Origin of the sequence: Streptomyces sp. ISL-87 (assembly GCF_018614095.1) — a bacterium.
GTDB lineage: Bacteria > Actinomycetota > Actinomycetes > Streptomycetales > Streptomycetaceae > Streptomyces.
This window is the reverse complement of sequence record NZ_JAGGOY010000058.1, coordinates 1-15,151: the sequence shown is the minus strand read 5'-3', so window position 1 is coordinate 15,151 and position 15,151 is coordinate 1. Positions and strand designations below refer to the sequence as shown.

The window sequence follows — 15,151 nt, the reverse complement described above, 5'->3', positions numbered from 1 at the left end:
CTCAACCCGAAAGGGCACAGCGCATGGAGCAGTTCGAGCCCGACCGCCTCTCGGCGGCGCAACTCGCCGCGATGCGGCGCAGCCTCACCAGCGGCCGCGGCGCCCTCACCCGCCGCTCGCTGCTGCGCGCCTCCGGAGTCGGAGCGCTCACCCTCGGCGGCCTGTCCTCCCTCACCGCCTGCGGTATCCCGCCCGCCAAGCGGGAGGGGGCGGCGGTGGCCTCCGACGACCACTCGGCCCAGGAGAAGGAGATCAACTTCTCCAACTGGACCGAGTACATGGACATCAGCGACGACGAGAAGACCCGCCCCACGCTGCTGGAATTCACGAAGCGGACCGGAATCAAGGTCAAGTACATCGAGGACATCAACGACAACGTCGAGTTCTTCGGCAAGATCCGCCCGCAGCTCGCCGCCGGCCAGGACACCGGCCGCGACCTGATCGTCGTCACCGACTGGCTCGCCGCCCGCATCATCCGGCTCGGCTGGGCGCAGAAGCTGGACCCCGCCCACCTCCCGCACGCCTACGCCAACCTGATCCCGCAGTTCCGCACCCCCGACTGGGACCCGGGCCGCTCGTACAGCTACCCCTGGACCGGCATCGACACCGTCATCGCCTACAACTCCAAGGCCACCGACGGAAAGAAGGTCGACTCCGTCACCCAGCTGCTCGACGACCCCTCCCTCAAGGGCCGGGTCGGTTTCCTCACCGAGATGCGCGACAGCGTCGGCATGACCTTGCTCGACCAGGGCAAGGACCCGGCCAACTTCACCACCGCCGACTTCGACGGGGCCATCGGCAGGCTCCAGAAGGGCGTGGACACGAAGCAGATCCGCCGCTTCACCGGCAACGACTACACCTCGGACCTCGACAAGGGCGACCTCGCCGCCTGCCTGGCCTGGGCCGGCGACATCATCCAGCTACAGGCCGGCAACCCGGACATCAAGTACGCCGTCCCGGCCCCCGGCTACATCACCTCCAGCGACAACCTGCTGGTGCCCGCCCACGCCCGGCACAAGGCCAACGCCGAGAAGCTCATCGACTACTACTACGAGCTCCCGGTCGCCGCCCAACTGGCCGCGTACATCAGCTACGTCTGCCCGGTCGAGGGCGTCAAGGACGAGCTGGCCAAGATCGACCCCGCGCTCGCGGACAACCCCCTGATCGTGCCGGACAAGGCGATGGCCGCCAAGGCCCATGCCTTCCGCTCCCTCAGCAGCGAGGAAGAGACCGCGTACGAGGAGAAGTTCGCCAAGCTCATCGGAGCCTGACGGGTCCCGCCGCCCCCACCGGCACCCGCACCCCCCGCGCTACCGCACCCTTCCGCCGACACCACCACCGAAGGCCGCGACCCATGACTGACAAGACCGCGGGCGGCGACGTCCGCCTTTCCGGGATCAGCAAGCACTACGGCTCCTTCACCGCCGTGCACCCGCTGGACCTCACCATCCCCCAGGGCTCCTTCTTCGCCCTGCTCGGCGCCTCCGGCTGTGGCAAGACCACCACCCTGCGCATGATCGCCGGCCTGGAGGAGCCCTCCACCGGAACCGTCAGCCTCGGCGACCGCGAGGTCACCGACCTGCCCCCGTACAAGCGCCCGGTCAACACCGTCTTCCAGAGCTACGCGCTGTTCCCGCACCTCAGCGTCTCCGAGAACATCGCCTTCGGGCTGCGCCGCCGCGGCATCAAGTCCGTCAAGAAGCAGGTCGACGACATGCTGGAGCTGGTCCAGCTCGGCCAGTTCGCCCGGCGCAAGCCTCACCAGCTCTCCGGCGGCCAGCAGCAGCGCGTGGCCGTCGCCCGCGCGCTCATCAACCACCCGCAGGTACTCCTCCTCGACGAGCCGCTCGGCGCCCTCGACCTCAAGCTGCGCCGCCAGATGCAACTGGAGCTCAAGCGGATCCAGACCGAGGTCGGCATCACCTTCGTGCACGTCACGCACGACCAGGAGGAGGCCATGACCATGGCCGACACCGTGGCCGTGATGAACGGCGGCCGTGTCGAGCAGCTGGGCGCCCCCGCCGAGCTGTACGAGAACCCGAGCACCACCTTCGTCGCCAACTTCCTCGGGACCTCGAACCTCATCGAGGCCGAGGTGCTGGAGGCGGGCTCGGCGGACGTCACCGTGTCGAGCACCGGTACGAAGCTCCGGCTGCCCGCCGCGCGATGTTCGACCACACCCCGCGCCGGCGGAAAGCTGCTGGTCGGGGTGCGCCCGGAGAAGATCTCCCTGGTCCACGCCGACGAGGAGCACACCATCGCGGCCGGCCGGAACAAGGTCGCGGGCCGGATCGCCGACTCCTCCTTCATCGGCGTCTCCACCCAGTACGTCATCGACAGCCCGGTCTGCCCCGAGCTGGAGGTGTACGCCCAGAACATCGAGCGGGACGCCCGCCTGACCCCCGGCGCCGAGGTCATCCTGCACTGGAACCCCGAGCACACCTTCGGCCTCGACGCCGCCCAGTCCATGCTTGCAGGGACGATGGGCGACGCGGGCATCGAGACGGTCGAGGAGAGCGCGTGACCACCACCGCCGCGCCGCCCCAGGCGCCCGCCCCCGCCGAACCCCCGGTCCACAAGCCGTCCCTGCGCAAGCGGCTGATCCCGTACTGGCTGCTGCTCCCCGGCATCCTGTGGCTGCTGGTGTTCTTCGTCCTGCCGATGGTCTACCAGGCCTCCACCTCGGTGCAGACCGGTTCCCTCGAAGAGGGCTTCGACGTCACCTGGCACTTCCAGACCTACTGGGACGCCTTCACCGAGTACTACCCGCAGTTCCTGCGCTCCCTGCTGTACGCCGGCACCGCGACCGTGCTGTGCCTGCTGCTCGGGTACCCGCTGGCCTACCTGATCGCCTTCAAGGCGGGCCGTTGGCGCAATCTGCTGCTGGTGCTGGTCATCGCGCCGTTCTTCACCAGCTTCCTGATCCGCACGCTGGCCTGGAAGACGATCCTGGCCGACGGCGGCCCGGTGGTGGAGGTCCTCAACACCCTGCACATCCTGGACGTGACCAGCTGGATCGGGATGACCGAGGGGGAGCGGGTGCTCGCCACGCCGCTCGCGGTGGTCTGCGGTCTGACGTACAACTTCCTCCCCTTCATGATCCTGCCGCTCTACACCTCGCTGGAGCGGATCGACACCCGTCTCCACGAGGCGGCCGGGGACCTCTACGCGAAGCCCTTCACCACCTTCCGGAAGGTGACCTTCCCGCTCTCCATGCCGGGGGTGGTCTCCGGGACCCTCCTCACCTTCATCCCGGCGAGCGGCGACTACGTCAACGCCGAGCTGCTGGGCTCCACGGACACCCGCATGATCGGCAACGTCATCCAGTCGCAGTACCTGCGGATCCTCGACTACCCGACGGCGGCCGCGCTGTCCTTCATCCTCATGGCCATCGTGCTGATCATGGTCACCATCTACATCCGCCGAGCGGGGACGGAGGACCTGGTCTGATGCGTACGCCCCTCACCTGGCTTCGGCGCAATCTCGTCGTGATCGCGGGCCTCGTCACGCTCGCCTACATGATCCTGCCGAACGTCGTCGTCACGGTCTTCTCCTTCAACAACCCCACCGGGCGGTTCAACTACGCCTGGCAGGAGTTCTCGCTCGACGCGTGGAAGGACCCCTGCGGCGTCGCCGACATGTGCGGCTCGCTCTCGCTCTCGCTCCAGATCGCCGCGTGGGCCACCCTCGGCGCGACCGCCCTCGGCACGGCCATCGCCTTCGCGCTCGTCCGCTACCGGTTCCGGGCGCGCGGCGCGGTCAACTCGCTGATCTTCCTGCCGATGGCCATGCCCGAGATCGTCATGGCGGCCTCGCTGCTCGCCCTCTTCCTGAACATGGGCATCCAGCTGGGCTTCTGGACGATCCTGATCGCCCACGTCATGTTCTGCCTCAGCTTCGTCGTCGCCGCCGTCAAGGCGCGCGTCCTGTCGATGGACCCGCGGCTGGAGGAGGCCGCCCGCGACCTCTACGCGGGCCCGGTGCAGACCTTCGTACGGGTCACCCTGCCGATCGCGGCCCCCGGTATCGCGGCGGGTGCGCTGCTCTCCTTCGCACTCTCGTTCGACGACTTCATCATCACCAACTTCAACTCGGGCAACACCGTCACCTTCCCCATGTTCGTGTGGGGATCGGCCCAGCGCGGTACGCCTGTGCAGATCAACGTCATCGGCACGGCGATGTTCGTCATCGCGGTGCTGGTGGTCCTCGCCGGCCAGATGGTCGGCAGCCGACGCAAGAAAGCACAGCCCAAGTAACGCCCCCAGTAACTCTGTAGGGAGTTGGAAGACATGGCCCCAGTCGCCATGCGAAGTGTTGCGAAATCCCTTTCCGAAGCACTGCCGGTCTCGTACTGGCTGGACGACCCCGGCAAGCCCGCCGCGCAGCTGGCGCTGACCTCCGACGAGGCCTGCGACCTGCTGGTCATCGGTGGTGGGTACAGCGGTCTGTGGACCGCGCTGATCGCCAAAGAGCGCGATCCCGCGCGGGACGTCGTCCTGATCGAGAGCAAGGAGGCGGGCTGGGCCGCCTCCGGCCGAAACGGCGGCTTCTGCGCCGCCTCCCTCACCCACGGCCTTGCCAACGGCATGGCCCGCTGGCCCGGCGAGCTGGCCAAGCTGGAGGAGCTGGGCGCCCGCAACCTCGACGAGATCGAGGCTGCGGTCGCCCGCTACGGCATCGACTGCGACTTCGAGCGGACCGGCGAGATCGACGTCGCCACCGAGCCCCACCAGGTCGATGAGCTGCGCGAACTGTACGAGGACGCCGGGAAGCTGGGCCTGGCGGGCGGCTCGCGCTGGCTGGACCGGGAGGAGCTGCGCGCCGAGGTCGACTCGCCGACGTTCCTCGCGGGCCTGTGGGACACCGACGGCGTGGCCATGCTCAACCCCGCCAAACTCGCCTGGGGCTTGAAGCGGGCCTGCCTGGGCCTCGGCGTGCGGATCTACGAGAACACCCGCGGCCTCTCCCTCACCGCCTCCGGGGCCGGGATGGCCGTACGCACCCCGTACGGGCGGATCTTCGCCCGCCGGGTGGCCCTCGGGACCAACATCTTTCCGTCCCTGGTCAAGCGGATCCGGCCGTTCACGGTCCCGGTGTACGACTACGCGCTGATGACCGAGCCGCTGACCGCCGAGCAGCTGAAGGCCATCGGCTGGAGCAACCGCCAGGGCCTGGGCGACAGCGCCAACCAGTTCCACTACTTCCGCATCACCCCGGAGAACCGCATCCTGTGGGGCGGCTACGACGCCATCTACCCCTACCGCGGCAAGCTCGACTCCGAGTACGACCACCGCCCCGAGACGTACCTCAAGCTCGCGCAGCACTTCTTCACCGCGTTCCCGCAGCTGGAGGGCGTGAACTTCAGCCACGCCTGGGGCGGCGCGATCGACACCTGCTCGCGGTTCTCCGCCTTCTTCGGCACGGCGCACTCCGGCAAGGTCGCCTACGCGGCCGGCTACACCGGACTCGGGGTCGGTGCCACCCGCTTCGGTGCCGACGTGATGCTGGACCTCCTGGACGGCGTACGCACCGAGCGGACCGAGCTGGAGATGGTGAAGTCCAAGCCGATGCCGTTCCCGCCGGAGCCGTTCGCCTGGACCGGGATCACGCTGACCAAGTGGTCGCTGGCCCGGGCGGACGCCCGCGGCGGCCGCCGGAACCTGTGGCTGAAGGCCCTGGACCGGGTCGGCCTTGGCTTCGACAGCTAGCACCTGTCGGCCTAGCACCTGTCGGCCGCGCGCCCGGCGCGCGCCGCGTCACCTCCCGCGAGCCGGTTCACCACCACGGAGCCACGAAACCCGCGTCACACCCGTGCCCGGCCCCGCCCTCCCCAGGTGAGAACCCTTCACCTAGGTACAGGGAACGGAGGCCGGGCGATGCGGGGCTCGGAGTTCAAGACGGCGGTGGACTGGCTGGTGTCGGTGGCGCCGGATCCCGACGCCTGCCGGTGGGAGTGGGAGCGCAACCCCCTGGGGGTCTCCCTGCTGTCCGCCGGCCGGCACCTGATCTCCGCCGTGAAAACCCTCAAGGCCAAGTACGGCCCGGACTTCCTCCTGACCATGGCCCCGGAGACCTTCTTCGTCCAACTGGGCTACCAGTACTACGGCTCCGGCCCCTGGGGCGGCCAGGACCCGCGCGCCGGCGCGTACCTCCCGGTCATCCACGCCCTGCGCGACGACCTCACCCTGCTCCACGTCCAGGACTACAACTCGGGCTCGATCATGGGCCTCGACAACCAGTACCACTCCATGGGCGGCGCCGACTTCCACATCGTCATGACCGACATGCTGCTCACCGGATTCCCGGTCGCGGGCAACACCGCACGGGTCTTCCCGCCGCTGCGCCCGGACCAGGTGGCGATCGGCCTCCCGGCCACGGTCAACGCGGGCAACGGCCACACCCCGCCCGCCGAGGTGAACAAGGCCCTGGACTGCCTGACGAAGAACACCGGCTGCGGCCCCTACCAGCCCCACGGCGCCTGGCCCGCCCTGCGCGGCCTGATGACGTGGTCGGTCAACTGGGACCGCTTCGGCGGCTGGGAGTTCTCCAGGAACTTCGACGCCTACTTCTGCTAGGGGGTGTCGTGTCCCGGTTCGAGATCGGCGTCACTCTAGGCGGGGGGTCTGACAACGCGTGGCGAGGCCCGACGTACGGTCAGCAGTAGCGGCACGCACAGGAAGCAGCTGGCCAGCACGTCCAGGGGCCAGTGGAAGCCGCGCAGGATCAGGCCGACCGCTGTCGCCCCGGTGAGAGCGAGGGCGGCGGCCATCGGCCACGGGCGGCGGGTGTACGGGCCGATGAGCAGGGCCGCGCCGATGTACGCGACGGCCGAGGTGGCTGTGTGGCCCGATGGGTAGTACCCGGCGGCCCAGGGCTCCAGCGGGCCCGGGCGGGCGGTCCATTCCTTCAGCGGGACGATCAGCGCGGGAACCAGCGCCATCGCGAGGCCGGCCGTCAGGGCGGGAGCCCAACGCCGGGAGCGCCAGGCGGAGTACGCCATCGCGAGGGCCAGGACCGGGACGGCGACCGGGATGTTGCCGAGGTCGGCGAGGCGTTCGGTGACCGCGTCGGGAACGGTACGGACGACCGCGCGGCTGAGGCGCACGTCCGGGGACAGCAAGGGGCCCGAACTGAGGACCTGCCAGGTGATCAGCGCCAGGCCGACCAGAGCGGCGGCGGAGGAGAGGATGGCCGGCCGTCCCGGAACAGGGGGGATGGTTCCGGGACGGCCGCCCGGATCGGGTTGCCGTGCGCCCCGGGGGGTTTGGGGCGTACGGCCGTCCGATCGGTGAGGAGTGTGCGCGAACGCATGCCCAGTACGACGCTGGGGAAGCCCGGTACTGGTGTCGCCCTCGGTTGCCCGGAGACGGGGTGTCTCACTCATCTGCAGAAACCGTACGCCAGCAAAAGGGGGACCGACAGCAGGAACGCGCTCCCGCCATCGGCCCCCCACACCTTCTTCACAGTGCCCGACCGTTACCGCCGGTAGGGATTGGACACCATGTTCGGATGTTCGCGCATACGCCCGCTCGGGCGCCCGCTGAGACGCCCGCTCCGACGCTGGCTCAGATGCCCGCGAACGCGGCCTCGATGATGTCCAGGCCCTCGTTCAGCAGGTCCTCGCCGATGACGATCGGCGGGAGGAAGCGGAGCACGTTGCCGTACGTACCGCAGGTGAGGACGAGCAGGCCCTCGGCGTGGCAGGCCTTGGCGAGCGCGCCGGCCGCCTCCGGGAACGGGGTCTTGGAGACCGGGTCCTTGACGAGCTCGATCGCGATCATGGCGCCGCGGCCGCGGATGTCGCCGATGATCTCGTACTTCTCCTGCATGGCCGTCAGGCGGGCCTTCATGAGGGACTCGATCTTCTTCGCCGCGGCGTTGAGGTCGAGCTCCTTCATGGTCTCGATGGAGCCGAGCGCACCGGCGCACGCCACCGGGTTGCCGCCGTAGGTGCCGCCCAGGCCACCCGCGTGAGCGGAGTCCATGATCTCGGCGCGGCCGGTCACGGCGGCGAGCGGCAGACCGCCCGCGATGCCCTTGGCGGTGGTGATCAGGTCGGGGACGATGCCCTCGTCCTCGCACGCGAACCACTGGCCGGTGCGGCAGAAGCCGGACTGGATCTCGTCGGCGACGAAGACGATGCCGTTGTCGTTGGCGAACTTCACGATGGCCGGCAGGAAGCCCTTGGCCGGCTCGATGAAGCCGCCCTCGCCGAGGACCGGCTCGATGATGATCGCGGCGACGTTGTCGGCGCCGATCTGCTTGCTGATCTGGTCGATCGCCTGGGCGGCGGCCTCGGGGCCGCAGTTCTCGGCACCGGTGGGCCAGCGGTAGCCGTAGGCGACCGGGACGCGGTAGACCTCGGGGGCGAACGGCCCGAAGCCCTGCTTGTAGGGCATGTTCTTCGAGGTCAGGGCCATCGTGAGGTTCGTACGGCCGTGGTAGCCGTGGTCGAAGACGACGACGGCCTGGCGCTTGGTGTACGAACGGGCGATCTTGACGGCGTTCTCGACGGCCTCGGCGCCGGAGTTGAACAGGGCCGACTTCTTGGCGTGGTCACCCGGGGTCAGCTCGGCGAGGGCCTCGCAGACCTCGACGTAGCCCTCGTACGGCGTGACCATGAAACAGGTGTGGGTGAAGTCGGCGAGCTGCGCGGAGGCGCGGCGCACGACGGCCTCGGCGGAGGCGCCGACGGAGGTCACGGCGATGCCGGAACCGAAGTCGATGAGGCGGTTGCCGTCGACGTCCTCGATGATGCCGCCGCCCGCGCGGGCCGTGAAGACGGGGAGCACGGAGCCCACGCCGCCGGCCACCGTCTCGAGGCGGCGGGCCTGCAGCTCCTGCGACTTGGGGCCGGGGATCGCGGTGACGATGCGGCGCTCCTGCGGGACAGCGGTCATAGGGGGCTCCTGGGGGTGTTTTCGGACGCACTTGTGTCTTTGTCCGCAGGCTAGGCCCGGGGGACGGGGTACTGCATGCTCCGTTCGGGAGTGGTGCCCGCGTGTCCTTGTCCGTGACGGCCATAGGAGGGGGTGGGGGTGTGTCTTGTGGATCATGGCGGGGTACGGGCCCAGAGCCCTGGCCGGGCACTAGATTGAGCGCCGCAGGGGCATGGCACGGGCAGGGGGCAGGGGTTCATGGACACCGAGGGCACGCAGGGTATGCACGGCACGCACGAGAGGCGGTCGCCGCGCACCGGGCACGTCCCCCGGCCGGTCGGGGAACCACACGGACTCCCCCCGAAGCCCGCGCACGCCCCGACCGGTGGGCCGACCCTCGCCGATTGGCTGCGAGTGCCGAGGCCCACTGCGGAACCGGGAGTATGGCGTCCCGGACATCTCCCCCGCGCAGAGGAAGAGCCGGCGGTCACCCCGGAGCGAGCCCTGCTCAGCGGCGCCGTCATCTCGCTGCTCGCCTGCGTACTCGTCTGGTCGCTCCTGCGAAACAATTACATTCCGTACTGGCGGGTCCCGCCTCGGTTGGTCACCCCGAGCGACTGGTGGCCGCCGCTCGGTCGGGACCCGATGCTGGGGACGGCCGGTGATGTCGCCCGGCAGCTGTATGAATTGCTCGTCGTCGCCGGCCTGCTCTACGGGTTCGGCCGACTCGGCAACTGGAGAGCTGCTTGGCGGCGCCTGGTCGTCGCACGGAGCCGACTGCTCCAAGCGGTTCTGGCAGTGGTCGGGGCCTTGGTCACCCTCGCGCTCGTATCCCGAGACGCGGTGCCGCTGCGAAGCTTCGTCAACTCCCTGCTGCCGCTGGAGGGCGCAGGCAGGGAGCGTGCGATGTCCCTCGTGACCGGCGCGGCCACCGTCGAGTATGCGGCCGTCGTCCTGGTCTTCCTCTGGCTTGGCCTGCACCGACGCGCCACTGTTTCCGACCGCGGGGTACGCAGGGAGCAGGACCACCGGCAGCCCCGCATCGCACCCGGCTCTCCCGACGACCCCGCCGCCTGGCCGCAGGTGAGGGCCGCAGGGATGGGGGAGGTCGCCGACCAGCTCGGGGGCGAGGTGGGGTCTGGGCGGATGAACGACGTGGACTATGCCCGCATCCGGCGGGCGTGGGAGACCGTGCAGGTGGATCCCTCGCGGATGCGGGCCTTCGCCGATGCCGTGCGGGACAAGGGCGCAGGGGCGTGTGTGCACCCGTCCGGGGCGCGGGACCTGCCCGTGCGGGCCGCGCGGCATGACCTGCTGGCCCGGCAGGTGCTGCTCGGGACGGTGGACGACAGCGAGCGCAATCCGTACGCCAGGCGCGGGACCCGCCTCGCGCTCGATCCCGACGTGCTCGGGACATCGCTGCTCGCCGTCGGCCCGTCCGGCGCCGGCAAGTCCGCCCGGCTCGTACGGCCCGTCGTCGAGTCGCTGGCCCTCCAGGCACTGGCCGGGCAGGCCGCCGTCATCGCTGTCGGATCGGCCGGGTCCCAGCTCGGACCCGACGCCGCGTACGACGTCGTGGTGCGCGTTGGTGACCCCGAGTCTGTCTACGACCTCGACCTCTACGGCGGTACCACCGACCCCGACGAGGCGGCCACCCTCCTCGCCGACGCGTTCATCGGGGACATCTCCGGCATTGACGTCCGCCGCTCCGCGACCGCTCTCGCCCAGCTGCTCGGGCCGTTCCGGGCGGCGTACGGGCGTTTCCCGGCCGTGGCCGAGCTGCGAGAGCTGCTCGAGCAGATGCCCGTGGCCCTGGGTGAGCTGCGTACCGCCTTGGAGAACGACGGGCAATCGGCGATGATCCGCGAACTCGACGCCCGCGAGCGGCAGCACGGCGCCCCCGGCGACCCGGGCCCGGCCCTTGCCGACCGGCTGGCGCTGCTCGACCGGCCCGCCTTCGCTGGATTCTTCGACACCACCGGGCAGGGGCGGCCGTTCTCGCTGCGCGCCTTGGAACACCCGCTCCGCGTCCGCATCGACCTCCCCGAGCGCGGGCACGCCGACGCCTCCCGGATGCTGGCCAGGCTGCTGCTCGCCCAGTTCAACGCCTCCGCCGCGGCCCGCACCGACCGTTCGCTCTTCGCCTTCCTCGCCTTCGACGACGCCTCGCACACGCTGACCCCGGAGACCGTGCGCGGCGTACAGCGGCTGCGCTCGGCGAACGCCGGGGTACTGCTGACGCTGCGGACACTGGACGACGCACCGGAGCCGCTGCGCACCCCGCTGCTCGGCGCCGTCGGTTGCCGGATGGCCTTCTCCGGGGTCACCACCTGGGACGGCAAGCGCTTCGCCGAGGCCTGGGGCACTGAATGGGTGGAGGCGCGGGACGTCACCAGCCGTACCGTTTTCGCAGACCAGCCGCTGACCCGGGCCATCCACGCCTTCCGCAAGCTGGTCACCGGCAAGGCCGTGACCACGGACGCGGTGACCGTGCGGCAGGTGGAACGGGAGCGGTGGTCGGCGTCCGAGCTGGCGCACGCCGTGCCGCCCGGGTACGCGGTGCTGTCGCTGACGTCGGTACGAGGGGAACGGGCTGCTCCGCTTCTGGTGCGGTTGGCCGGAACAGGCTGAGCGAACCCGTACGAGGTGGCAGAATCGAGGGGAGTCGTTCGTACGACACGGCGAAATTGCCCTCGCCCTCCCCGCGCGGATCCTCGCGTTCCCCCTCCTGCTAAGGCCTCTGGTATCCGATGCCGCTCACCCTCGCCTCACTCGTCCAGCACTCGGCGCTCAAACTCAGCGTCCGGGCGGGGGAGAGCCGCCTGGACACGCCCGTGCGCTGGGCCCACGTCAGTGAGCTCGCCGACCCCGTCCCCTACATGGAGGGCGGTGAGCTGCTGCTGGTCACCGCGATGAAGCTGGACGCGGAGGACCCCGAGGAGATGCGCCGGTACGTTCGGCGCCTCGCCGCGGCCGGGGTCGTGGGGCTCGGGTTCGCGGTCGGGGTCAACTACGAGGCGATCCCGGAGGCGCTCGTCGAGGCCGCGCGGGCGGAGGACCTGCCGCTGCTGGAGGTGCCGCGGCGGACTCCGTTCCTGGCCATCAGCAAGGCCGTCTCGGCGGCGCTCGCGGCGGACCAGTACCGGGCGGTCACCGCCGGCTTCGAGGCGCAGCGGGAGCTGACCCGCGCCGCGTTGTCCGCCGACGGGCCCGCCGAGCTGCTGGCGAGGCTGGCGGCCCATGTGCACGGCTGGGCGGCCCTCTACGACACCTCGGGCGCCGTGGTCGCGGCCGCCCCGGACTGGGCCGCGCGGCGCGCCGCCCGGCTGACCCCCGACGTGGAGCGGCTGCGGGAGCGGCCCGCGCCGGCGAGCGCGGTGGTGGGTGGTTCCGAGGACCGGGTCGAGTTGCAGTCGCTGGGGACGGGGCGCAGGGCGCGCGGAGCGCTGGCCGTGGGTACGGGCGCCCCGCTGGGCACGGCCGAGCGGTACGCCGTGCACTCCGCCGTCGCACTGCTGACCCTGACCACCGAGCGGTCGCGGTCCCTGCACGACGCGGAGTCCCGGCTCGGTGCGGCGGTGCTCCGGATGCTGCTGGCCGGGGAGGCCGAGCACGCCCGCGCCGTGGCCGGGGACCTGTACGGGGCCCTGCTGGAGGCGCCGTTCCGGATCATCGTGGCCGAGCCGGCGCTGCCGGGGACGGCCCAGCCGGAGGGGCTGGCGCTGCTGGCCGACGCGGTGGAGTCGGCGGCGGCCCGTACCGGGGAGACGTTGCTGGTGGTGCCGGAGGCGGGACGGCTGGTGGTGCTGGCCACCGACGCGGGTTCCGCCGTACAGGCCTGCGCGGAACACGCGGAGGCACTGGAGTCGCGGCGCGGGCGGGAGGCCACCGGGCCGGAGCCGGACGAGCTGGTGATCGGCCTGTCCGCGGCCGCCGGCCCGGCCACAGTGGCGGCCGCCTTCAAGCAGGCCGACCAGGCCCTGGCCGTGGCCCGGCGCCGGGGGCGGCCGCTGGTGGAACACGAGGACCTCGCGGCGGGCTCGGTGCTGCCGCTGCTCGCGGACGACGCGGTCAAGGCCTTCGCGGACGGCACGCTGCGAGCCCTGCGGGAGCACGACGCGACCGGCCGCGGCGACCTGGTGGCCTCGCTCCAGGCCTGGCTCTCCCGCCACGGCCAGTGGGACGCGGCGGCCGCCGATCTCGGCGTACACCGGCACACGCTGCGCTACCGCATGAAGCGGGTCGAGGAGATCCTCGGCCGCTCCCTCGACGACCCGGACGTCCGCATGGAGCTGTGGCTCGCCCTGAAGGCCACGACCGCCCCGGCGTAGCGAGCGCACCCGCAGGCGCACCCGAAGGCGCGTACGGGGACACGTACAGGGATACGTACAGGCACACGCACGGGGACACGTACGGGGACCGGCCAACGCGACAGTGACAAACCGGCGCGGCCCGGATGGCAGGTACTCCACCCCGGACAAACGCCGAATCGCCGACGGAGTCCTACGGTGGAGGGGACAAGGACCCACCGCACAATCCGAAGGGCCGGGATTCGCATGACTTCCACCCACGCCTTCTGGCTCGCCGGCCGCCAGGCCACCGGCGAGGACAGCTTCGACGTCCACTCCCCGTGGGACGGCCGAACGGTCGGCACCGTCAGCGTGCCCACCGACGCGCAGGTCGAAGAGGCCGTGGCCGCGGCGTACGCCGTGACGGCGGAGTTCTCCGCGACCCCCGCCCACGTACGGGCCGCCGCCCTGGACCACGTGTCCAAGCGGCTCGTCGAGCGCACCGAGGAGATCGCCCAGCTGATCTCCGCCGAGAACGGCAAGCCCATCAAGTGGGCCCGCGGTGAGGTCGGCCGTGCGGTGTCCGTGTTCCGCTTCGCCGCCGAAGAGGCCCGCCGCTTCAACGGCGGAGAGGCCCAGCGCCTCGACACCGACGCCGGTGGCGTCGGCCGTCTGGCCCTGGTCCGCCGCTTCGTCAAGGGACCGGTCCTCGGCATCGCGCCGTTCAACTTCCCGCTGAACCTGTGCGCCCACAAGGTGGCCCCCGCCATCGCCGTCGGCGCGCCGATCATCCTGAAGCCGGCCCCGGCCACCCCGCTCTCCGGTCTGATTCTCGGCGAGCTGCTCGCCGAGACCGACCTGCCGGCCGGTTCCTGGTCCGTCCTCCCGGTCGCCAACGACCGGATGCCGGCCCTGGTGAAGGACGAGCGCCTGCCCGTCATCTCCTTCACCGGTTCCGACACCGTCGGCTACGCCATCCAGCAGTCGGTGCCCCACAAGCACTGCACCCTGGAGCTCGGCGGCAACGCCGCGGCCGTCGTCCTGGACGACTGGTCCTCCGAGGCCGACCTCGACTGGGCCGCGACCCGTATCGCGACCTTCTCGAACTACCAGGCCGGCCAGTCCTGCATCTCCGTGCAGCGCGTGATCGCCGACGCCTCCGTCTACGACCGCCTCGTCGAGAAGGTCGTCGCGAAGGTCCAGGGCCAGGTCACCGGTGACCCCTCCGACTCCGCCACCGACGTCGGCCCCCTCGTCTCCGAGGACGCCGCCAAGCGTGTCGAGGCCTGGGTCGACGAGGCCGTGGCCGCTGGCGCCAAGCTGCTCACGGGCGGCAAGCGCGAGGGTGCCTCCTTCGAGCCCACCGTCGTCGCCGAGGTGCCCGAGGGCGTCAAGCTCTCCACCGAGGAGGTCTTCGGGCCGGTCCTGACCCTCCAGCGGGTCGAGAACACCGACGAGGCCTTCGCCGCCGTCAACGACTCGAAGTTCGGCCTGCAGACCGGCGTCTTCACGCGGAACATCCAGACCGCGTTCCGCGCCCACCGCGAGCTCGAGGTCGGCGGTGTGATCGTCGGCGACGCGCCGTCCTACCGCGCCGACCAGATGCCGTACGGCGGCGTCAAGCAGTCCGGTGTGGGCCGCGAGGGCGTCCGCTACGCGATGGACGACTACACGTACGAGCGAGTGCTGGTCCTGACCGGCCTCGACATCTGAATCTGAATCTGATCAGTTTCAGCTGATCTCGTACGGCCCAAAGACCGACGGCCGGAGCCTACTGTGCGGGGGCTCCGGCCGTCTTCCTTATCCCTGCGTTGACCTGCTGGAATGGCCAGATCTTGGCAGTCTCTGAAGAGTTGTGGGAACACGTGGGGCTAAGCGCCACGCGTGGAATGCGCCGGTCCTGGCGTGGCTGGACAGGCGGGCGGGCCGGCCGGAGTCGTACTGCCACCGGCAGATGATCGACCAATGCCACGAAGTTAAGAG

The 15,151-nt window shown here is 70.7% G+C and carries 10 protein-coding genes and 1 pseudogene; 9 read left to right on the top strand and 2 right to left on the bottom strand.

Annotated features, from left to right (window positions below; genetic code table 11):
• The first annotated feature begins 23 nt into the window (after nt 1–23).
• The 6 genes and pseudogenes from J7I97_RS20690 to J7I97_RS20665 form a co-directional block, all read left to right on the top strand.
• The gene (locus tag J7I97_RS20690; protein WP_214937040.1) at nt 24–1,271 is read left to right on the top strand and encodes a spermidine/putrescine ABC transporter substrate-binding protein; all 1,248 of its coding nucleotides are present in this window, start codon (nt 24–26) and stop codon (nt 1,269–1,271) included.
• Between the two features lie 83 nt (nt 1,272–1,354).
• Nucleotides 1,355–2,524 (top strand): ABC transporter ATP-binding protein, encoded by a 1,170-nt coding sequence (locus J7I97_RS20685; protein ID WP_214937038.1) that lies wholly within the window; start codon nt 1,355–1,357, stop codon nt 2,522–2,524.
• Nucleotides 2,521–3,450, top strand: coding sequence for an ABC transporter permease (locus J7I97_RS20680; protein ID WP_214937036.1), 930 nt, complete (start codon nt 2,521–2,523; stop codon nt 3,448–3,450). The genes J7I97_RS20685 and J7I97_RS20680 overlap by 4 nt, the downstream gene beginning before the upstream one ends.
• Complete coding sequence (locus J7I97_RS20675; protein ID WP_214937034.1) at nt 3,450–4,256, top strand: ABC transporter permease; 807 nt, start codon at nt 3,450–3,452, stop codon at nt 4,254–4,256. The genes J7I97_RS20680 and J7I97_RS20675 overlap by 1 nt, the downstream gene beginning before the upstream one ends.
• 33 nt (nt 4,257–4,289) lie before the next feature.
• A complete protein-coding gene (locus J7I97_RS20670; RefSeq protein WP_214937032.1) occupies nt 4,290–5,708 on the top strand; it encodes an FAD-binding oxidoreductase in 1,419 nt (472 codons plus the stop codon).
• Nucleotides 5,709–5,999: 291 nt separating this feature from the next.
• A pseudogene (locus tag J7I97_RS20665) lies at nt 6,000–6,575 on the top strand (chitinase); the annotation flags it as partial.
• A gap of 35 nt (nt 6,576–6,610) precedes the next feature.
• Here the strand turns inward: J7I97_RS20665 and J7I97_RS39945 are convergent.
• Both J7I97_RS39945 and gabT read right to left on the bottom strand, forming a co-directional pair.
• Complete coding sequence (locus J7I97_RS39945) at nt 6,611–7,105, bottom strand: phosphatase PAP2 family protein (protein ID WP_308363103.1); 495 nt, start codon at nt 7,103–7,105, stop codon at nt 6,611–6,613.
• Nucleotides 7,106–7,565: 460 nt separating this feature from the next.
• On the bottom strand, nt 7,566–8,900 hold the full coding sequence (gene gabT, locus J7I97_RS20655) for a 4-aminobutyrate--2-oxoglutarate transaminase (protein WP_214937028.1): 1,335 nt from the start codon (nt 8,898–8,900) through the stop codon (nt 7,566–7,568).
• 237 nt (nt 8,901–9,137) lie between these two features.
• Here gabT and J7I97_RS20650 point away from each other — a divergent pair, with 237 nt between their 5' ends.
• The 3 genes from J7I97_RS20650 to J7I97_RS20640 all read left to right on the top strand — a co-directional run bounded on the left by J7I97_RS20650 (nt 9,138) and on the right by J7I97_RS20640 (nt 14,881).
• Nucleotides 9,138–11,510, top strand: a complete 2,373-nt coding sequence (locus J7I97_RS20650) for an ATP/GTP-binding protein (RefSeq protein WP_214937026.1) — start codon at nt 9,138–9,140, stop codon at nt 11,508–11,510.
• Between the two features lie 119 nt (nt 11,511–11,629).
• Nucleotides 11,630–13,210, top strand: coding sequence for a PucR family transcriptional regulator (locus tag J7I97_RS20645; RefSeq protein WP_214937024.1), 1,581 nt, complete (start codon nt 11,630–11,632; stop codon nt 13,208–13,210).
• Between the two features lie 225 nt (nt 13,211–13,435).
• Complete coding sequence (locus J7I97_RS20640) at nt 13,436–14,881, top strand: aldehyde dehydrogenase family protein (RefSeq protein WP_214937022.1); 1,446 nt, start codon at nt 13,436–13,438, stop codon at nt 14,879–14,881.
• Nucleotides 14,882–15,151 lie beyond the last annotated feature (270 nt).